The 17,918-nt window shown below is 57.8% G+C and carries 20 protein-coding genes and 1 tRNA gene; 4 read left to right on the top strand and 17 right to left on the bottom strand.

Annotation, left to right across the window (positions count from 1 at the left end; all coding sequences use genetic code 11):
- Positions 1-12: 12 nt before the first annotated feature.
- The 7 genes from JK202_RS02260 to JK202_RS02230 all read right to left on the bottom strand — a co-directional run bounded on the left by JK202_RS02260 (position 13) and on the right by JK202_RS02230 (position 4,476).
- Positions 13-89: transfer RNA gene (locus tag JK202_RS02260), tRNA-Pro, on the bottom strand.
- Positions 90-149: 60 nt separating this feature from the next.
- Positions 150-944, bottom strand: coding sequence for a MerR family transcriptional regulator (locus tag JK202_RS02255; protein WP_249199557.1), 795 nt, complete (start codon positions 942-944; stop codon positions 150-152).
- Between the two features lie 19 nt (positions 945-963).
- Positions 964-1,290 carry an integration host factor subunit alpha gene (locus JK202_RS02250; RefSeq protein WP_211557634.1) on the bottom strand — a complete coding sequence of 109 codons (327 nt, stop codon included), beginning with the start codon at positions 1,288-1,290 and terminating at the stop codon, positions 964-966.
- A gap of 74 nt (positions 1,291-1,364) precedes the next feature.
- Positions 1,365-2,339, bottom strand: a complete 975-nt coding sequence (locus JK202_RS02245; RefSeq protein ID WP_211557633.1) for a beta-ketoacyl-ACP synthase III — start codon at positions 2,337-2,339, stop codon at positions 1,365-1,367.
- A 7-nt stretch (positions 2,340-2,346) separates the two neighbouring features.
- Positions 2,347-3,456 (bottom strand): phosphate acyltransferase PlsX, encoded by a 1,110-nt coding sequence (plsX, locus tag JK202_RS02240; RefSeq protein WP_211557632.1) that lies wholly within the window; start codon positions 3,454-3,456, stop codon positions 2,347-2,349.
- Positions 3,457-3,528: 72 nt separating this feature from the next.
- The gene (gene rpmF / locus JK202_RS02235; protein ID WP_211557626.1) at positions 3,529-3,741 is read right to left on the bottom strand and encodes a 50S ribosomal protein L32; all 213 of its coding nucleotides are present in this window, start codon (positions 3,739-3,741) and stop codon (positions 3,529-3,531) included.
- Between the two features lie 153 nt (positions 3,742-3,894).
- Positions 3,895-4,476 (bottom strand): DUF177 domain-containing protein, encoded by a 582-nt coding sequence (locus JK202_RS02230; RefSeq protein WP_211557624.1) that lies wholly within the window; start codon positions 4,474-4,476, stop codon positions 3,895-3,897.
- Positions 4,477-4,583: 107 nt separating this feature from the next.
- Between JK202_RS02230 and JK202_RS02225 the strand changes: the two genes are divergently transcribed.
- Positions 4,584-5,156 (top strand): outer membrane protein assembly factor BamE, encoded by a 573-nt coding sequence (locus JK202_RS02225; RefSeq protein WP_211557622.1) that lies wholly within the window; start codon positions 4,584-4,586, stop codon positions 5,154-5,156.
- A gap of 19 nt (positions 5,157-5,175) precedes the next feature.
- Here JK202_RS02225 and JK202_RS02220 read toward each other — a convergent pair whose 3' ends face one another.
- From JK202_RS02220 to def, 4 genes are read right to left on the bottom strand one after another with little or no spacing between them, the layout of a single operon-like run.
- Entirely contained in the window at positions 5,176-6,567 is a 1,392-nt protein-coding gene (locus JK202_RS02220; RefSeq protein ID WP_211557621.1) for an ATP-binding protein, read from the bottom strand.
- Positions 6,545-7,243, bottom strand: coding sequence for a response regulator (locus JK202_RS02215; protein ID WP_211557619.1), 699 nt, complete (start codon positions 7,241-7,243; stop codon positions 6,545-6,547). The genes JK202_RS02220 and JK202_RS02215 overlap by 23 nt, the downstream gene beginning before the upstream one ends.
- A complete protein-coding gene (locus JK202_RS02210) occupies positions 7,240-7,728 on the bottom strand; it encodes a helix-turn-helix domain-containing protein (RefSeq protein ID WP_211557617.1) in 489 nt (162 codons plus the stop codon). The genes JK202_RS02215 and JK202_RS02210 overlap by 4 nt, the downstream gene beginning before the upstream one ends.
- Complete coding sequence (def, locus tag JK202_RS02205) at positions 7,725-8,237, bottom strand: peptide deformylase (protein ID WP_211557615.1); 513 nt, start codon at positions 8,235-8,237, stop codon at positions 7,725-7,727. The genes JK202_RS02210 and def overlap by 4 nt, the downstream gene beginning before the upstream one ends.
- 189 nt (positions 8,238-8,426) lie before the next feature.
- Between def and rpsU the strand changes: the two genes are divergently transcribed.
- Positions 8,427-8,630, top strand: coding sequence for a 30S ribosomal protein S21 (gene rpsU / locus JK202_RS02200; protein ID WP_011251722.1), 204 nt, complete (start codon positions 8,427-8,429; stop codon positions 8,628-8,630).
- Positions 8,631-8,747: 117 nt separating this feature from the next.
- Here rpsU and JK202_RS02195 read toward each other — a convergent pair whose 3' ends face one another.
- Genes JK202_RS02195 through JK202_RS02170 form a run of 6 tightly spaced genes read right to left on the bottom strand, consistent with a single transcriptional unit; the run spans position 8,748 to position 15,802 of the window.
- A complete protein-coding gene (locus JK202_RS02195; RefSeq protein WP_211557613.1) occupies positions 8,748-10,865 on the bottom strand; it encodes a prolyl oligopeptidase family protein in 2,118 nt (705 codons plus the stop codon).
- Between the two features lie 52 nt (positions 10,866-10,917).
- Positions 10,918-11,784, bottom strand: a complete 867-nt coding sequence (motA, locus tag JK202_RS02190) for a flagellar motor stator protein MotA (protein ID WP_211557612.1) — start codon at positions 11,782-11,784, stop codon at positions 10,918-10,920.
- A 26-nt stretch (positions 11,785-11,810) separates the two neighbouring features.
- A complete protein-coding gene (locus tag JK202_RS02185) occupies positions 11,811-12,746 on the bottom strand; it encodes a flagellar motor protein MotB (RefSeq protein ID WP_211557611.1) in 936 nt (311 codons plus the stop codon).
- A 50-nt stretch (positions 12,747-12,796) separates the two neighbouring features.
- Complete coding sequence (locus JK202_RS02180) at positions 12,797-14,197, bottom strand: glycosyltransferase family 39 protein (RefSeq protein WP_349291812.1); 1,401 nt, start codon at positions 14,195-14,197, stop codon at positions 12,797-12,799.
- A 4-nt stretch (positions 14,198-14,201) separates the two neighbouring features.
- Positions 14,202-15,308, bottom strand: coding sequence for a glycosyltransferase family 2 protein (locus JK202_RS02175; RefSeq protein WP_211557605.1), 1,107 nt, complete (start codon positions 15,306-15,308; stop codon positions 14,202-14,204).
- Between the two features lie 11 nt (positions 15,309-15,319).
- A complete protein-coding gene (locus JK202_RS02170) occupies positions 15,320-15,802 on the bottom strand; it encodes an Lrp/AsnC family transcriptional regulator (protein WP_211557603.1) in 483 nt (160 codons plus the stop codon).
- A gap of 99 nt (positions 15,803-15,901) precedes the next feature.
- Between JK202_RS02170 and trxB the strand changes: the two genes are divergently transcribed.
- A complete protein-coding gene (gene trxB, locus JK202_RS02165) occupies positions 15,902-16,876 on the top strand; it encodes a thioredoxin-disulfide reductase (protein WP_211557601.1) in 975 nt (324 codons plus the stop codon).
- Positions 16,877-16,994: 118 nt separating this feature from the next.
- Complete coding sequence (locus JK202_RS02160; protein WP_211558668.1) at positions 16,995-17,894, top strand: LysR family transcriptional regulator; 900 nt, start codon at positions 16,995-16,997, stop codon at positions 17,892-17,894.
- Positions 17,895-17,918 lie beyond the last annotated feature (24 nt).

The following is a 17,918-nucleotide window of genomic DNA, read 5'->3' as shown; positions in this document are numbered from 1 at the left end:
TTACCGCAGGACTGGTCGGGCAGGCGGGATTCGAACCCACGACCCCCAGTCCCCCAGACTGGTGCGCTACCAGGCTGCGCTACTGCCCGTCGTCCTGCGGTGGCGGTGGTTTAGCAGTGTCCTGCCATCACCGCAATGGGGCATTGTGACTAGACGGGCAGAAGATTTCTCAAATTCTGCAGCTCTTCGAGAATTTCGCGCAGTTCCGAACGGAGCAGACCGTTCTCAGCCTCGGTCTTTTCCAGTGTATTGAAAAGAAGCTCGTTTTCGTCGCGAAGCGTCACGAGGAGAGCAGAATCGGCGGCTTCGGCTTCGGCTTCGGCTTCGGCTTCGGCTTCGGCTTCGGCTTCGGCTTCGGGGCTCTCGTTCTCGGCAAGAATGTCAAGCGTCTCCGTCACAACAACAACATCATGAGCCGCAGCTGGAATTTCCGGAAAAACAATATCGTCAACAGTATCGCTCACCGGATCTGCGTCGATTTCTTCACTCTCGACAAACACAGCAATCGGCAACGCATCCACTGCCGGTTCGGGAGTTTCGTTGACGGAGGGGGACTGAAGGAGAGCAATCGGAGTTGGATCCAAGGCCTCGTCTGTAGCGTCCGGATGAGTTTCAGACGCAACTTTCGAAACAGCTTTCTGGCTCGCACGCGCTTTCTCGGCGCGTCGTTCGCGAAGAACCCGCAGAACCCCCTGCCCCTTGTACCCCTGTACATAAAGCAGGTCCGAAATCAGCCGGAGTGTCTCGATGTGTTCGGGACTGTAATACCGGCGCCCACTTTCCCCGCGAAACGGCTTTACGCCCGGATAAATGGTTTCCCATGAACGGAGGCGATGCTGGGGAATATGAAGCTCTTCAGCAACTTCACTGATGGTGCGGTAGGCGTCTGGAGCCTTTTTAGCCTTTTCCGAAACTGTCGAGAGATTATTGTCCGGCGAAGCCATGACTGCCTCAGAAGGGAAATTATCTGTCATGCGAGGCAGCCTCTGCTCCCACGGCATTTTCAGAGCCGTTCATACGATCTCTCAGCAGTTGGGATGGTCTGAACACCAGTACTGCCCGTGGCAGAATCGGAACTTCCACGCCAGTTTTGGGATTGCGGCCGACACGTTCACCTTTCTGACGAACAGAAAATGTGCCGAACCCACTGAGCTTCACGGATTCACCCGCTTCAAGGCGGTCAGAAATCGCGCCCAGAAGGCTCTCGAGAATCATGGAGGAATCATGCCGGGAAAGACCGACACGACTGTAAAGATGCTCAACAAGATTCGCGCGCGTGACTGTGCTCATGTCACTTGCGTATCATGACGCTCAGAACAGTCAAAGGAATCAATCATTAACCTGCCCTCATTCAGAGAGCATGTTTACATCCTGACGAGAGCAGATCCCCAGGTCAGACCGCCGCCCAGCGCTTCCATCAGGACGAGATCACCCTTCTTGATGCGCCCGTCACGGACGGCCTCGTTCAAAGCCAGCGGAATTGAGGCAGCCGACGTATTGGCATGACGGTCCACCGTAACCACGACCCGGTCAGACGGGAGCGACAGTTTCTTTGCCATCCCATCAATGATCCGAAGATTCGCCTGATGCGGAACCATCCACTGAATATCCTGTCCCGTCAGACCATTTGCAGCCAGCGCCTCATCTACGGCCTGAGACAGCTTAACCACGGCATGCCGAAAAACCTCACGCCCCTGCATTCTCAGATGCTGTGTCGTGGAAGGGCATCCAACAGCACCATCGACGTAAAGGATGTCGCCTGTCCGACCATCAGAATGCAGGTGCGTGGACAGAATTCCCTCACCCTCATCTGCCCCGGATTCCAGCAGAACGGCGCCCGCACCGTCACCAAACAGGACGCATGTAGAGCGGTCTTTCCAGTCCAGCAGGCGTGAAAAAACTTCGCTGCCAATCACGAGAATCTTTTTCGCTTGCCCGGACTGCATGAGCGCCGCAGCTGTCGCCAGGGCGTAGACGAAACCAGAACACGCGGCACTGATGTCGAAACCAAACCCTCTGGTGATACCAAGACGGGCCTGAACCTGTACCGCTACAGCGGGAAAGACCTGATCCGGTGTCGCCGTAGCGACCAGAATGGCATCGACTTCAGAAGCCTCTACCCCAGCATAGTCCAGTGCCTGGCGGGCCGCCTCGGCAGCCATACTGGCAGTAGTTTCATCACCGGAGACGATATGCCTTTGTGCGATGCCGGTCCGGGTCCTGATCCATTCGTCTGAAGTCTCAATGCCGTATCTGCTGGCAAGATCGTCGTTGGTGATGATATCGCGCGGCAGGTAACCCCCGACACCCGTCAGGCGAACACGAATGGGATCGGACATGTTTTTTTCAGCTCACAGGTTCAGGGGTAGCCTTGGTGGAGACAGGGACGACTGGCTCGGGAGCCCCCATGCCCAACTGCTCCAGACGGTCGCGGATCTTGTCGTTCAGGTGGTGTGTTACCGCGTCCATGGCAACATCAACGGCGGCAGCGAAGCTTTCACCATCTGCCCCGCCATGCGATTTCACGACAATTCCGTTCAGACCAACAAACAGGGCCCCATTATAACGACGAGGGTCGATCCATTCCCGCATCCGTTCCAGCCCGGGTTTGACAAGCAAATATCCCAGACGGGTCAACAGATTTGTTTCGAAAACCCGGCGTAGCAGGCTGAATGCGAGTTTGAGCGCGCCTTCCCCCGTTTTCAGCGCAACATTTCCGGTAAAGCCATCCGTCACAACCACATCGGTGGTTCCGGCCGTGATGTCATGTCCCTCAACGAAGCCATGGAACTGCGGTGCGAGAGGGCTGGTCCTGAGACGTTCGGAAGCCTGCCGCAGGCGATCATCGCCCTTCAGCTCTTCCGAACCAACATTGAGAAGCCCGATCGTAGGAGACGGCAGACCAAGCGCCGCCTGCGCAAAGGCCTCGCCCATGATGGCAAATTCGACCAGGTTGCGGGCATCACAGGCGATGTTTGCGCCAAGATCCAGCATCACGACATCACCGCGCGCAGAAGGCTGGACAGCCGCCATGGCGGGGCGTGAAATCCCTGGAAGGGCTTTAACAATGATCTTGGCAAGCGCGAGCATGGCACCGCTGTTACCAGCAGACACCACACCCCGCGCTTCACCCGCAGCGACGGCTTCCATAGCCATACGCATGGACGATCCGCGGACACGCAATGCCGAAGTCGGCTTCATATCCATCGGGATACTGGCTTCGGAGTGACGGATGTCGCACAGACGTGAAGCTTTGGGGTGCTTGGCCAGAGCGGACCTGAGAAGAGCTTCGTCTCCGATCAGGAGAATACGGGCTTTCGGGTGCCGGTCGGCAGCCAGATCAAGTCCGGCGAGGACGATATCCGGGGCTCTGTCACCACCCATTGCATCGACGGCGAGGGCGTAAGGCCCGGAGGCCGCGATGTCACGTTCGGACGTGACAGGCGCTTTGGTCATTGAGACAGTTTCCCGGACAGCATCACAGATGCGGGCCGCGCTCCTGGGAGACGACGGACCCGCAGGTAGGGATCAGGCGCGGACGGCGGTCTTCAGGCCCTTGCCGCTGTTTCCAGCAGCGACCACTTCACGGCCGTCATAGTGACCGCAGTGGCTGCAAACGTGATGCGGGCGCTTCATTTCGCCGCAGTTCGAGCACTCTGCATGAGCCTCGACGGTCAGGGCGTCGTGGCTGCGACGCATGCCACGACGGGACGGCGTAGTCTTTCTTTTAGGGACGGCCATGGCTTTTATGCCTCTTTCTGCTTCAGTGTCGGCACCCCTGCCCCGCTCCCCGCGGCGCCCGGTGCCCTGTTGTTCGTCGTCTCGTAATTACGTCGAGTTCAGGCGGGCGGCTCTAGCAGAGCCCGGGGCAACCCGCAAGTCAGACGTGAGATTTTATTCTTTTTTACCCCCGTTTTTCAGCGCGGAAAGCGCCGAAAACGGATTGGGACGGCATGGGCCATCCGGCCCCTCGCCAGACAACTGTGCCCCTTCTTCCCCTTCTGCAGGCGCCACGTCAACTGCATTTTCCAAACCGACACCCGGTTTGCGCGGATATGGGTCCAGCATCAGGGCCAGCTGTTCGGCTGCAGCCTCGCCGATATCGAGGGCCTTTCCATCGTGTGGCACCTCATCCGGGCCGTCCAGATCGATGGAATCGATATCAAATTCGTCCTCCGGCATCTCTTCCGCGGGAATGAAGCGCAGAAAGAAGGTCTCGGCCAGAACATCTTTAAAAGGTTCGGAGGTGATGACGCACACCTGCGTAACCTTCGCCGCAAGATGTCCTTCCGCGAGGACACTCCGGTTGGTGGAAGGCGTTAAACGGAAGCGGCAGCTAAGTGCTTCGATTTCAGGAATTCCCAGACGCGCGGCCAGTGCCTGGCGTTCGACGGCCGAGGCCTCGATCGTCTCTTCCAGTCCCGATCCCAGCCGGTTGAAGAGGATACGTCGAGAAAATTCGGGTGAATGGGACATTCAGGCACTCCAGCCCCCGGAATATGGGGGAAATCGTTGACATGCAGGCGCCGTTCGGGCACGCGCTCATTTGAGCGGTTCTCTTGCACAGGATAGTTTTCGGATCCATGAATAACGCATCTTCCCCGACGCCCCAAAGCAGAACACGCCTCCTTCGCCGTTTCGCACAGGCCGGAGTGGCATGTGTCCCGCTGCTGCTCGGCGGATGCTCGTTCTTTTCTCCGATTCCCGAGCCACGCGGCTCCCTGATCGAAAAGACCGATTACGCGCAGCTCGTTCCTGGGACTAGCACGCGCACGGACGTCCTCGATCTTCTCGGATCGCCGACCGCGCATGCGACTTTCGACGACAACACATGGATTTATGTGTCCATGATCACGTCACCGACGCCGCTGACCTTCCCGAGTGTAAAGAAGCAGCAGGTCGTGGTCCTGAACTTCGATAACGGCGGCGTCCTGCGCAAGATGGACACGCTGAACAAGAAGAACGCGATGTATGTGGGCATGGTGGGCGCAAAAACTCCGACCCCGGGTACCAGTTCTTCCATCCTGCAGGAACTGCTTGGCAATGTCGGCCGCTACAACCCGATGAGCGGCATGAGCAGCCAGTTCGGTGGCAGCACCGGTCCAATGGGCGGTCAGGGTACAGGCAATGGCGGCGCTGGCAATTCGCTGCCCTAAGGTTTTACAGATCTGACTACTATTTCGGGAGGCTGAGCAGAACGCCCAGACCTCCCAGCGGACTGTCCATCAGGCGGATTGATCCACCATGGGCATGAATGATGTCACGGACGATCGTCAGCCCCAGACCGCTTTTTCCATCCTGACCACCGCTCGTGCCATTGAGTTCTGAAATGGCTGCCCGACGGCTTGCCGATAACCCGGGTCCGTTGTCTTCAACTGCAATTTCAATATTCCGCTCTCCCTCACGCAGGGAAAAGCGCATCGCGCCCCCATGACGGCGCGCGTTTTCCGCGAGGTTTGTCAGAACACGGCGGAGTGCATCAGGCCGCACCACAGCTTCCACGCCCTCGCGGCCTTCTACACCCAGAACCTGGCCGCCTGCCCGAACAGTGGCGGCGGCAACATCGTCCAGCATTCCCCTGAGATCGGTCAGGACAGGTTCTTCTGCCCCTTCACCACGCGCGAATGACAGATAGCTGCCAATCAGGCGTTCCATATCTTCGATGTCCGTGACCATATCCGCAAGATCCGGTTTCAGCGTCTCGGCACGGATCGGACCGAAGGTCGGAATCATGGCAACAGTCAGACGCAACCGGGTCAGAGGCGTGCGCAAATCATGCGATACCCCCGCGAGCACCGCGGTTCTCTGTGCCACAAACCGATTGACCCGTGCCTGCATACGGTTGAACGCGACAGCGGCCTGGCGGACCTCTCGTGCGCCCTGAGGCCGTATCGGCCCCTGATCCCGTCCCATCCCGAACAGTTCTGCGGCATGACCCAGCCGGCGAATGGCGCGTACCTGATTACGCATGAACAGACCGGCAATCAGGAACAGCAGGATGGAACTGCTGACGGCCCAGACAACAAACAACCAGATCGGCCCGATATTCAGGCGCTTCACTGGCACCATGACCACCATCACGCCGCCTGGAAGCTGAATTGATGCCCGAACGGTCTGGGGGGCCTCTGACCAGTCTACATCATAGGGTCGTCCCAGATTCTGCCGGATCGATCGGGCAAAATCATCATCCATCGGGCCGAGAACGTGATTGGTGCCATGACGAGACAGCTCTTCACCGGGATGGAAAGAGAATCCCAGCTGGGTCCGCGATGACGCATCCTGAAGAATAAGCGCACGCTCTGCTTCGGAAGAGCCATGCTCGACCATCGCAATGACGAGCGACACTTCGCCCGTTACGCCGTCTGACAGGCGCCGCGACACGACATTCAGATAAGTCCCATAGAACAAACCCAGTGCAATAGCCTGCGTAACCAGAAGCGGAATGAGAACAATCAGCATTGACCGCCCCATGAGAGAGCGCGGCAGAATACGCCTCAGGGGACGATCCAGCCTCTGCCATCCGTCATCTCGCGTCACGCCAGGGTCAGCGTCCTGGTTTGAGAACATAGCCCTTCCCACGGACAGTATGAAGGAAACGGGGTTCCTTGGGATCAGCTTCGATCCGGCGACGCAGGCGTGTGACCTGAACGTCAACGGCACGCTCACCGATCTCGTCCATCTCAAGTGCCTTGGCGATTGCTTCCCGGGAAAGAACCGTTCCTGGCTGGCTGGTCAGAACCCCCAGAAGAGCAGATTCCCCACCCGTCAGATGCACTGGTCCCTGCGGTCCACTGAGAAGTCCGCGTTTGACGTCAAATTCCAGCTCCCCCAGACGCAGGATGTCGGGAACTTCATCAATCACCGGCAACGAGGGCACCACCCTGCGCAAATGCGCCCGCAGACGAAGCAGAAGTTCGCGGGGCTCGAAAGGCTTGCCCAGATAGTCGTCCGCACCGGCTTCAAGGCCGCCAATTCGATCCGCGGGCTCACCGCGCGCAGTCAGAAGCAGGATCGGGAGCGACAGGCCATCCCTGCGCAGGCTGTTCGTCAGGGAGAGCCCATCCTCACCTGGCATGGTGACGTCGAGAACGAGTGCGTCAGGCTGGATACGCTGCAAGACTTCACGTGCACTCAGCGCATCCAGCGCCGTACTGACACGATACCCATTTTCAGACAGGTAACGCTGGAGCAGTCGCAAAAGCCGGGGGTCGTCATCGACGACCAGAATATGTTCATCGCTCATCGAACTGGGGTCCCTGCAGGAGCCTGAAGGGGTGTGAGAACACGCCTGAAACCTTCAACTGCCGTCATGCCAGCTTCACGATAAGCCCGGGTCATGACTTCGCGGATCATAAGGAAGAGTTCACGCTCAAGTGCCTCCCCGGCCTCAGTCAGGCGCAGAGGGCGTTTGCGTCGATCGTGGCGATCTTCTTCCTGCACAAGCAACCTGCGCTCCCGCAGGTCTCCCAAAGCCCGGCCGAGAGACTGCTTGGTAATGCCGAGGCTGTTAAGCAGGGTACCAGGCGTGATCCCAGGGTGAGCAGCCGTCAGAAAGAGAATGCGGTGATGCGCCGGTCCCAGCCCTCTTTCACGCAAAAGTATTTCACAGTCGGCGTTCAGGGTTCGCCAGGCCAGCATCATGGCTTCATAAGACTGACGGATACGGTCTTCGCGAAGATAGAGATGTGCAGTGGCAGATGACGGCACATCCATGAGGCGGGAAGTCACCGAAGAATTTCCTCTACATATCCAAAGCGATCGAAAGCCGTGATGCGCTGTGGATAAAGAATGCCATTCAGATGATCGTTTTCATGCTGCAGGACATTGGCGTGAAAGCCTGTCGCCTCACCCTCAACCGCCTCGCCGTTCTCGTTCACGCCGGAGTATCGCACCGCGGCATACCGTGGCACATCGGCCCGCAGCCCCGGAATCGACAGGCAACCCTCGCTGCAGATCATCATCTCGTCCCCGACAGGGGTAATTTCAGGATTGATCAGAACACGGGGCAGCAATGCCTCCTCGGGATTCGCCACACGGTTCGTGGGAACATGATAGACAAAGATCCGCACAGATTGATGGACCTGGGGAGCTGCAAGCCCCGCCCCCCGCGCATCCGCCATTGTTTCCAGCATGTCTGCAATGAGAGACTGGATTTCCGGGGCCTTCGGGTCGGAAACAGTCTGTGCCTCCTGATGCAGGACGGGGTTACCCATGCGGGCGATCTTGAGCAGGGCCATGAAATCATCTGTCCTTCAAACGGGTGGTAGCGTCCGGTCGACCCAGAGTGCGCGTTGGGAAGAATCCATTCAAGCGCCCCTGAATGAATTGCGTTCCCCGCAAAAGATGTGTTAAGGGCACCATCCTTAGTTGGATTGCCATATCACGGGTGGCGCTGAAGAGCGGGCCCATAAGGAGTTGACGGCACCGTGCAGGTTCTCGTTCGTGACAACAATGTTGACCAGGCGCTTAAGGCGCTCAAGAAGAAGATGCAGCGCGAAGGCGTGTTTCGTGAAATGAAGCTGCGTCGCCACTTCGAAAAGCCCTCCGAAAAGCGCGCCCGCGAAGCAGCTGAAGCTGTTCGTCGCGCCCGCAAGATGGAGCGTAAGCGTCTGGAGCGTGAAGGCTTCTAAGCTTTCCCGTCCTCCGAACGGAAAAAAAGCCGCGTCCCTCGGGATCGCGGCTTTTTTTGTGCCTGCATTCCTGCTGACTCCCCTGCCCGCCATCTGCGGACAGGGGGACGGTGCAGCTTACTGCGTATCCATCAGTCGATGGCTGAGATAGATGGCTTCCAGAGCCCGCTCATGCGCGACCTCCGCCGCATTGACCGTGCCAGCGTGGCCACCTTCCACATCCTCATAATACAGGAAAGGAAGTTTCAGGGTTTCGAGCCGGGCAGCGAAGCGGCGCGCGTGAATCGGGCCGACGCGATCGTCACGTGTTGACGTGAAAATAAATGGCTCCGGATACGACACGCCTGCTTTCAGGCTCTGCAAAGGCGACATCTTCTCCCAGAATGCGCGCGGTCCCGGCTCCGAGATACTGCCATACTCAGCAGCCCAGGATGCTCCTGCCGCCATCTGCTCGTAATTCATCATATCCAGAAGCGGCACTCCGATGATGGCAGCGTTCCACAGCTCGGGGTGCTGGGTGAACTCAACACCAGCCAGAAGCCCCCCATTAGACCTCCCCCGCAGCCCCAGATGCTGTGGGGACGTGATATGGCGCCCTATCACGTCCCGGGCGACAGCTGCAAAATCGTCATAGGCTTTCTGCCGCCCCTCCCGACGGGCAACTTCGTGCCATGCCGGGCCAAACTCTCCGCCTCCGCGGATGTTGGCCATCACGTAAACCCCACCACGATCAAACCATGTAATACCCAGATCCGGATGATAGACGGGCAGATAGGACAGACCGAAGCCGCCATAGGCCGTCATCAACGTCGGGCGGGCGCCATTCTTCTGCCAGTTTCTGGCATGAACGATGAAATAGGGAATGGCCGTACCATCCGAACTGCTGGCCGACATCTGCTCCACGACCATATTGGACGCATCGAATAAATCCGGCTGACGATACAGGGGCCGGGCAGTCTGCTCCGCCGTATTCAGGCTCCAGAGCTGTGGCGGCTGAATAAACCCTTCAAGCTGAAGATATGCCTGAGCAAGCTTCGGATCTGACGAGACAATTTCTGCTGCCATGTTCTTTGGGAGTGAAATGGAACGCGAGGTCCATGAACCGTTCTCAGCATGGCGAAAAAGTTTCAGAACCGGCTGGACGTTATCATACAGGACAACCACGAGACCGTCCCGGGTCACGGCCAGAGCCTCCCCCATACCATCCCCAATGGTCTGACGGGACGTAGGAGACAGGACAAGCTGAGGAGCGGCAGGATTTTTCAGGTCCAGCGCGACAATGCTGTCCGCATGAAATGTCTGCCCCGGCAGAGCCCAGTCCTGCAGAAGATGCAGCACCAGTTGGCCATCCATATAGGACAGGCTGTCATATTTTTCCGGCAGAGGCAGGCGGGTCAGTTGCCGCGTTTCAGGATTGAAGAGACTGAGTTCCGTATGAAAGAAATCCCGATGGCGACTGATGAGAAAAAGCTGCTCTCCTTTTTCATCGCGCAGACATTCTGGAGAGACATCCATATCCGTGGTCTGTCCGCGATAGATTTCAACAGCCTGAGCCAAAGGATGCCCACGACGCAAAAGCCGGACCGAATAGGGATAGCCTGAGTGGGTCAGTCCAGCATCGTCTGTTCCCCAGTCGCGCGAAACCAGCAGGGTGTTGGCATCAACCCAGATGGCAGTCTGTTTTCCTGATGGCAGAGCAAACCCGTCTTTTACGAAAGAGTTTGTCTGCGTGTCGTATTCCCGGACCACATGCGCGTCTTCTCCCGCCTGAGACAGGGACATGAGGCAAAAGCGATCCTGTGGACTGAGACAGTCCAGACCTTCCATGACCCAGTTGGCATGCTCGGTACGGGCCAGCGCATCGAGATCGAAACGTGTCTGCCATACCGGATGGCCGGAATTGAAGGATGTTACCGAGGAACTGCGCCAGATTCCGCGGACATGGACTTCGTCCTGCCAGAAATTCCAGATCTCTCCACCCTGCTGTGTAGGAACCGCAAGACGTGCCGGAGACTGCTGAGCTTTCAGGATTTTCTGATAGAGAGGCGTATAGCGGGGATCAGAAGTGAGCGCTGCTTCGGTATGGGCGTTCTGTGCCCTCACCCAGCCCAGCGCCTTGGCACCGTCCGTCTGGCTCAGTTCAACAGGAGACGGAAGAGAGAGTGTACCTCCATAGGCTGCCAGCGGCAGGATAGAGAGGGATAGGCACAATGCTCTCGCAAGAACAGGAAACATGGAAAGCCTTTACGATACCGACAATATCGGCATCGTAAAGACACTCGGCCAATCAAGCCACAGCAGCTGCGCTGACCGCTTCCTCGACTTCCTGAAAGCTTGGCATCAGATCAGAAGGAATGCTCTTGCGACCAATCTCGACGCTGACCTGAGGGGCATTCCCCTGAAGATGCGCTACGATCACGGAGCGAACCAGATCGAGATAAGAGGACTCTTCCTCAACGACCCCTCCCAGCCTGCTGGCGATTGGAGCCACAATTCCGTAAGCAAGAAGAATACCTAGGAATGTGCCGACCAGAGCACCAGCAATCATTTCACCCAGAATAATGGGAGGCTTGCTGATAGATGCCATCGTCTTGATCACACCCAGAACCGCAGCCACGATCCCCAGAGCGGGCAATGCATCGGAAATGGACTGTAGGGCGTGAGGGAGATGCATTTCCTCGCGCATATTTTTCTTGAGTTCGTTCCCCATCACTTCGTCCATCTGATAGGGGTCAGTCGCGTTCATACCCGCCATACGCAAATAGTCGCAGATGAATGAGCAAACATGCGAATTATCACGGATTTTTGGAAAAGCCCCGAAAACCGTGCTGCCTTGCGGGTCCTCAATATGAGATTCAAGTGCCATGAAGCCCTTGGAAGAGGCCAGCTTCGCGATGTGAAAGAGCAGGCTCAGCAGGTCGACATAATCTGAGCGGGCATACTGCGAGCCTTTCATGGCCTTCTTAAGCCCTCCGGGAAGATGCTTCACGGCGGCCATGGAATTGGCCATCAGAAAGGTGCCCACCGCCGCGCCCAAAATAGTGAGAAGCTCGAAGGGCATTGAAGAGACAAGAGGCCCAATGGCCCCGCCGGATGCCACGAACGATCCGAAGACACAGCCCAGAACAACAACCAGACCGATAATGATGAACATCCGAAAATTTCCTGACTGACTTGAATTTATTGAGAAATATCGGGCGACAGCACCAGAACGATGCGACGGTTCCGGGGATCGAGAGGCTGAGTGGGATCGAAGAGATTCCGGTCTGCATATCCGCTGACGGACTTCAGGCGCCCATCCGGAAAGCCGCTCTGAACAACGAGATCCCGCACGGCAACCGCGCGTGCGCTCGACAGGCTCCAGTTGCTCAGTTGTCCGGGGCGATAGGGGGCGGCGTCGGTATATCCGGCAATGGACAGTTTGCCGTGCAGTTTTTCGAGATAGGGCACGACTGCCCTGATCAACTGGATCGCATGCGGATTGGGCGAAGACTGCCCCATGGCAAACATCGGCTGATGCTCGGAATCTGCGATCTGGACATGCAATCCGTCATCGCCGACCGTAACCGAGACCTGAGAATGGACATCCGCCAGTTCGGGCGTATTGCTGATAAGAGCCTGGATTTTTTGAGCCGCAGCAGCTCTGGCTTCCTGCTCGGCTTTCTCGGTGGCAGGCGTGACAGGGGGCTCACCGGGTTGAATCTGGCTGTCATGCAGAACAACGATCTGCGCCGTATGAACACTGGAAGGGCTCTGGTCCTTCGCCTGCTGAGAGCGCGCGGCCCCCTGAGACGGTTTTCCGTACTGATCTTTCCCAGGTTTCAGGGCGACAGCTTTTGTCTCCAGAGACACTGGTTCCGGCGCAGCTGGGAGGACGTTGTCCACCGGCGGAGGCATATCCTTCCAGACAGCCATCGGATTGAAAAAATTGGCGATACCCTTACGCTGCTCTTCCGTCGTGGCATTGATGAGCCACATGACCAGAAAGAACGCCATCATGGCCGTTACAAAATCGGCGTAAGCGATTTTCCAGGCCCCGCCGTGATGACCACCTTCAACAACATCAAACCGCTTGATGATGATCTTTCGAGCTTCTTTGCCGTTCTGGTTGGACATCCCGCCTCCTGAGTGTTCCCAGTATGGCAGGCACATTGTTAAGGAGAGGTTTAAGAACGGTCCGGCAGCTGCACACCCGTAACAGATTCTCGGATGCCGAAGACGTAGCAGCGGACGGCCTGATCCCGAACTTCCCGACACAAAATATCGGTATTTCCGGAAAATGCACCATGCCGCTGCTCTTCGACAACCATCGCTTTTTGTGAAGATGCAGCGTGAAGACGGAACAGAGACCAGCGGGGATCTGTTCCGATAACGGGCAGGATTTTCTGCGTAAATGCCAGCCGGGCGGCCAGAGCATAATCTTCCACAGCCAGAGCTGTTGCCCCCTCTGCCCTGGCCTTCAAAGCGAGTTGCCGTGAAAATGTTTCCCAGCCTCCGGTCAGACGCAGCACCGGGTCACGATGGGGCACGAGATGCAGAGGCGAGAATATAGCCTGAATACAGACAATGAGCGTCAGGGCAAAGCCGCTAACCACAGGCCAGCGGACGCGCCAGCCTGTCTCAAGAGCCACCAGGGCGAAGACGGGATAAATCACGGCGGGCCAGTTGGGTTGCACCCGATCACCAAAGGCATGGGTAACAAATACGATCGCCGGGACCAGAGCCAGCCATGCCAGAAGCCGGTTGCTCTTCACGCAGGCCCAGAGTCCTGCCGCGAACAGGATGAAAATAAGAGGCGTGGCCAGTCCGATCTGACCACCCAGCAACTCGCCCATGAACTGAACAGCCCGTGCCGGATGCCAGTCTCCTGTCCGACCGCCCTGTCTGAGAAAACTGGCCCAGTGATGACTGGCGTTCCACAGGATAACCGGCGACATCGCTATGAATAGTCCTGGAATTGCGAGCCAGGGGCCGGACTGTCGTCTCAGACGGTCCGTGGTGAGGACTGCGCCGCCCAGTCCGAAACCGATCAGAACGGCAGTATATTTTGAATCAAAAGCCAACCCCAGCAGCGCCCCTGAGCCGATCCACCACGGGAGGGCCTCGCGTGAGGTCAGATCAGAGTCGATCGCGCGGCTTAGGGTGTAAAGAAACAGCGTGACGAAAAAAAGAAGCGGCGTGTCCGGCGTCATGGTGGCTGCACCCAGCCCCAGCATGAGAGTCGCATTCAGCAAAAGCGCGGCATTCAGTCCCGATTGAGGCCATGAACGGGTCGGCAACATCCGGCGTGCAGCCTGATAGAGTGCCCAGCTTCCCGGCAGAACCGACAGTGGACCAAGGAAACGCACACCTAATGGTGTATCGCCGGCAAGCCATGTTCCGGCACGAATCCACAGCGCCACCATGAACGGATGGTCCAGATAGCCAGGCTGTAGATTGCGGGACCAGACCCAGTAATAGGCTTCGTCCGGCGTGAGCGGAACACTGGCGGCCAGAGCCAGACGGATGATCGTCAGTCCTGCAAGAAGCCCCCAGAAAATCAGGATTTGTCTCGTGGTTTCAGCCACAGGCTCAGCGCCAGACAAGCGTGGAGGAGACGGCATAATTCCAGACAACGCCTATGACGGCCCCTGCGGCAGACGAGCGGTCCCAGTGCCCATGGCCAGCACTGTCGAGCATCATGCGGGCAATTCCAATATTGGCGACGGCCCCGAGGGAACAGACTGCAATGAAGATCATCAACCCGCGCCAGAGCTTCGCCCCTTTCAGGCGGCGGTCGTGATAGGTGAAGCGGTTGTTGAGCAGAAAATTCGTCAGAATAGCGACAGCCGTTCCAGCCAGCTGGGCCCACGAGAAGCTCAGCCCACAGGCTCCGGCCAGATTGAGAACGGCCACATTGACGGCCACCCCAATCAGTCCCACCAGGGCAAAGGCCATGAAGCGTGTCGGCAGCCAGCCATGCGCCAGCTTGTCGAGTAGCATGGTTGCGAACTGGAGCATGACAACAACGTCAAGCTTGCTCTCACCTGCCAGTCGCGGCCTGAAAACAAACGGCACTTCGACGATACGGACAGACCGTGGTGCGGACATCACCAGATCAAGCAGAATCTTGAATCCGGTTCCAGACAGCCGCGGGAGTAACGCATCAAAAAGATCCCGTCGCATGGCAAAAAAGCCGCTCATCGGATCGCTTAGCGGATGCGGCATAATGGCCTGCGCGGCCCTGATACCCGCATCGGACAGCATGTGCCGCCAGTGCCCCGCCAGTCCGGCGCTGTCTCCACCCTCTATATGCCGGCTCGCCACGACGATTTCAGCACCATTCTGCAATTCGGCAAGCATTGTCCGCAGAACGGATTCATCGTGCTGAAGGTCGCCGTCCATAACTGCAACATAGGGTGCGCTGGAGGACAGGATACCTTCGATCACTGCGGAAGACAGGCCACGGCGGCCAACCCGGCACAGCACACGGACCCGGGGGTCCAGACACGCAAGACGGGATACCTCGGCAGCGGTCCCGTCGGGGGAACTGTCATCAACGAAAATGACCTCCCATTTCCGGCCTGCAAGCGCTTTATCCAACGCCGCGACCATCGGCTCCACGTTGGAGACCTCATTATAACATGGGACGATGACGCTCAGTTCGGCCGGAAGAGGCAACAACCGGGAGGAGCTCATGAGATCAGTCGTCAGATTGGCACGCCGGCAAGATCACGGCTTGTATGAATGGTCTGAAGGGTCTGGACGCGGACGACATGCGGACTGTCGGTCAGCAGGCGCGTCAGGGCATTCTGATGGGCGGCATCGCGGGCGACAAGACGCACAAGAAAGTCACCACCACCCCGGATCATGTGACACTCGCGCGTTTCGGGCCATGCGCCTACCTGCGCCTCAAACGCCTCAAGGACACTCCCCTTCTGGCTCTCAAGGCCGATCAGGGCATAAAAATTCAGAGACCAGCCAAGCAGCGCGGCATCCACCTCGGCATGATAGCCTTTGATGATTCCAAGTTCCTCAAGCCGCCGGACACGTCGCAGACAGGGAGGTGCGGAAATGCCGGTGCGACGGGCCAATTCCACATTGGTCATGCGTCCATCAGCCTGGAGTTCGGCGATGATCTGCCGGTCAATGGCATCCAGTTCGATCGGTGCGGGGTGCGAAGGAGCGTTCATTTCAATCTGACGTATATGGCAGCTGACATGATCCGCAAAGATGGCACATGCGTCGGAAGTCTTTATATGAGGGGACCAGATACCCACTGAGGACCCATCATGCCCGAAATCCATCATACGGATCTGCTGGTCGTTGGCGCCGGCCCCGCTGGCTACACCGCTGCAATCTACGCAGCTCGCGCAAGTCTCAAGCCAATTCTTGTGACAGGAATGCAGCCCGGAGGCCAGCTCACCATCACGACGGATGTTGAGAACTATCCTGGCTTTGCGACTCCTGTGCAGGGCCCCTGGCTCATGGAACAGATGCGCGCTCAGGCTGAACATGTCGGCACACGTCTGGTGTACGATCTGATTACCCAGGCAGACCTGAAAAGCGGTCCGGGACCGGATGGATATTTCCGACTGACTGGAGACTCGGGAGACGAATTCCGGGCACGGACAGTCGTGATCGCAACCGGTGCCCAAGCCAAATGGCTGGGCCTCGAATCGGAAAAGCGTCTTCAGCGTGGTGGGGTCTCGGCCTGTGCAACGTGTGACGGCTTCTTCTATCGCGGCAAAACCGTTGCCGTGATTGGCGGTGGCAATACGGCTGTCGAAGAAGCACTGTATCTGACGCATCACGCGGACAAAGTTCATCTGATCCATCGCAGGGACAGCCTGCGGGCCGAGCGTATTCTGCAGGAACGCCTGTTTTCCAATCCGAAGATCAAGGTTCACTGGAATCAGGCGGTCGAGGAAGTTCTGGGGGCCGGAGAGCCGGAAGTTGTTTGTGGTGTAGCGCTGCGGGACACTCAGACAGGCGCTTTGTCGAAACTGGATGTGGATGGTGTTTTTGTGGCCATCGGACATACGCCGAATGCTGGCCCATTCCGTCATGAAGTCGCCTGCGATGAAGATGGATACATCCTGACGGAGAGCGCTGGGACGGAGACTTCAGTCAAGGGCGTGTTCGCCGCCGGCGACATTCAGGATCGCATTTTCCGGCAGGCCGTGACGGCAGCCGGAACAGGCTGCATGGCAGCTCTGGAGGCCGAACGATATCTTTCTGGCATACCTGCTATGACAAAAACTTGACCCTTGCCTGTGGTTCAGACAGTTTCGTCCATTCAACGACATATCTTGACGGATAACGCCGGGACATATGGTTAAGAAGGACGAGGACCGTCGCATCGGCGAACGGGGAGAAAACCAGATGGACTGGGACAAGCTGCGGATTTTTCATGCCGTGGCAGAAGCCGGGTCCTTCACCCACGCCGGTGACCGGCTGGGGTTAAGCCAATCGGCAGTCTCGCGCCAGATCTCCGCGCTTGAAGACGTTCTGCGTGTGCCGCTTTTCCATCGGCATGCGCGCGGGCTGATCCTGACGGAACAGGGCGATGTTTTGAACCGCACGGTCCGGGAAGTGTTTTCAAAACTGGCCCTGACTCAGGCGTTTCTGAGCGAAAGCAAGGAGCGGGCAGCCGGGAAAATCAAGATTACGACGACAACCGGGTTCGGTCTGTCGTGGCTTTCTCCGCGTCTGAACCGGTTTCTGGAACTGCATCCCGATATTGAAGTCACGCTTCTGCTCGAAGATGCGGATCTGGATCTCGGCATGCGCGAAGCGGACGTTGCGATCAGACTTCATCCCCCTACACAGCCTGATCTGGTTCAGCGTCATCTCGCAAACTTCCCGATGCCGATCTATGCCAGCGCCGAATATCTTGAGCAACATGGCACGCCGCAATCTCTGGAAGACCTTGCCAATCACCAGATTATAAGCTTCGCCGGCTGGCATCTGCCACTACCGAACGTGAACTGGCTGCTTGACCTGTTGCGTCAGGAGGGCGTTGCCCGACAGGGGAGCCGTCGTCTGGCAATCAATAATATTTCTGCTGTGGCAAATGCGATTGCAGCTGGTACGGGAATCGGGTCCCTGCCCCTTTATGCTGCTACAGGCTATCCAGGGCTTGTGCGGATCCTGCCCAATCAGCAGGTGCCACTGGTGGAAGCCTATTTCGTCTATCCCGAGGAACTCCGGACTTCCAAGCGGATTGCAGTTTTCCGTGACTTCCTGCTCTCCGAAATCAGTAATCTCAAGGGACACGATTAGGATCTAGCTAGGAGGCAAAATTGC

It is taken from the genome of Gluconobacter sp. Dm-62, assembly GCF_018256155.1.
Classification (GTDB): domain Bacteria; phylum Pseudomonadota; class Alphaproteobacteria; order Acetobacterales; family Acetobacteraceae; genus Gluconobacter.
This window is presented reverse-complemented; position numbering and strand designations above follow the sequence as displayed.

Excerpts from the sequence above, each read along its gene's own strand:
- trxB (WP_211557601.1), top strand. The coding sequence starts at position 15,902 with ATGCCCGAAATCCATCATACGGATCTGCTGGTCGTTGGCGCCGGCCCC.
- JK202_RS02225 (WP_211557622.1), top strand. The coding sequence starts at position 4,584 with ATGAATAACGCATCTTCCCCGACGCCCCAAAGCAGAACACGCCTCCTT.
- plsX (WP_211557632.1), bottom strand. The coding sequence starts at position 3,456 with ATGACCAAAGCGCCTGTCACGTCCGAACGTGACATCGCGGCCTCCGGG.
- JK202_RS02220 (WP_211557621.1), bottom strand. The coding sequence starts at position 6,567 with ATGTTCTCAAACCAGGACGCTGACCCTGGCGTGACGCGAGATGACGGA.
- JK202_RS02195 (WP_211557613.1), bottom strand. The coding sequence starts at position 10,865 with ATGTTTCCTGTTCTTGCGAGAGCATTGTGCCTATCCCTCTCTATCCTG.
- JK202_RS02230 (WP_211557624.1), bottom strand. The coding sequence starts at position 4,476 with ATGTCCCATTCACCCGAATTTTCTCGACGTATCCTCTTCAACCGGCTG.
- def (WP_211557615.1), bottom strand. The coding sequence starts at position 8,237 with ATGGCCCTGCTCAAGATCGCCCGCATGGGTAACCCCGTCCTGCATCAG.
- JK202_RS02245 (WP_211557633.1), bottom strand. The coding sequence starts at position 2,339 with ATGTCCGATCCCATTCGTGTTCGCCTGACGGGTGTCGGGGGTTACCTG.
- JK202_RS02160 (WP_211558668.1), top strand. The coding sequence starts at position 16,995 with ATGGACTGGGACAAGCTGCGGATTTTTCATGCCGTGGCAGAAGCCGGG.
- JK202_RS02215 (WP_211557619.1), bottom strand. The coding sequence starts at position 7,243 with ATGAGCGATGAACATATTCTGGTCGTCGATGACGACCCCCGGCTTTTG.
- JK202_RS02185 (WP_211557611.1), bottom strand. The coding sequence starts at position 12,746 with ATGTCCAACCAGAACGGCAAAGAAGCTCGAAAGATCATCATCAAGCGG.
- rpmF (WP_211557626.1), bottom strand. The coding sequence starts at position 3,741 with ATGGCCGTCCCTAAAAGAAAGACTACGCCGTCCCGTCGTGGCATGCGT.
- JK202_RS02250 (WP_211557634.1), bottom strand. The coding sequence starts at position 1,290 with ATGAGCACAGTCACGCGCGCGAATCTTGTTGAGCATCTTTACAGTCGT.
- JK202_RS02255 (WP_249199557.1), bottom strand. The coding sequence starts at position 944 with ATGGCTTCGCCGGACAATAATCTCTCGACAGTTTCGGAAAAGGCTAAA.
- JK202_RS02175 (WP_211557605.1), bottom strand. The coding sequence starts at position 15,308 with ATGAGCTCCTCCCGGTTGTTGCCTCTTCCGGCCGAACTGAGCGTCATC.
- motA (WP_211557612.1), bottom strand. The coding sequence starts at position 11,784 with ATGTTCATCATTATCGGTCTGGTTGTTGTTCTGGGCTGTGTCTTCGGA.
- JK202_RS02170 (WP_211557603.1), bottom strand. The coding sequence starts at position 15,802 with ATGAACGCTCCTTCGCACCCCGCACCGATCGAACTGGATGCCATTGAC.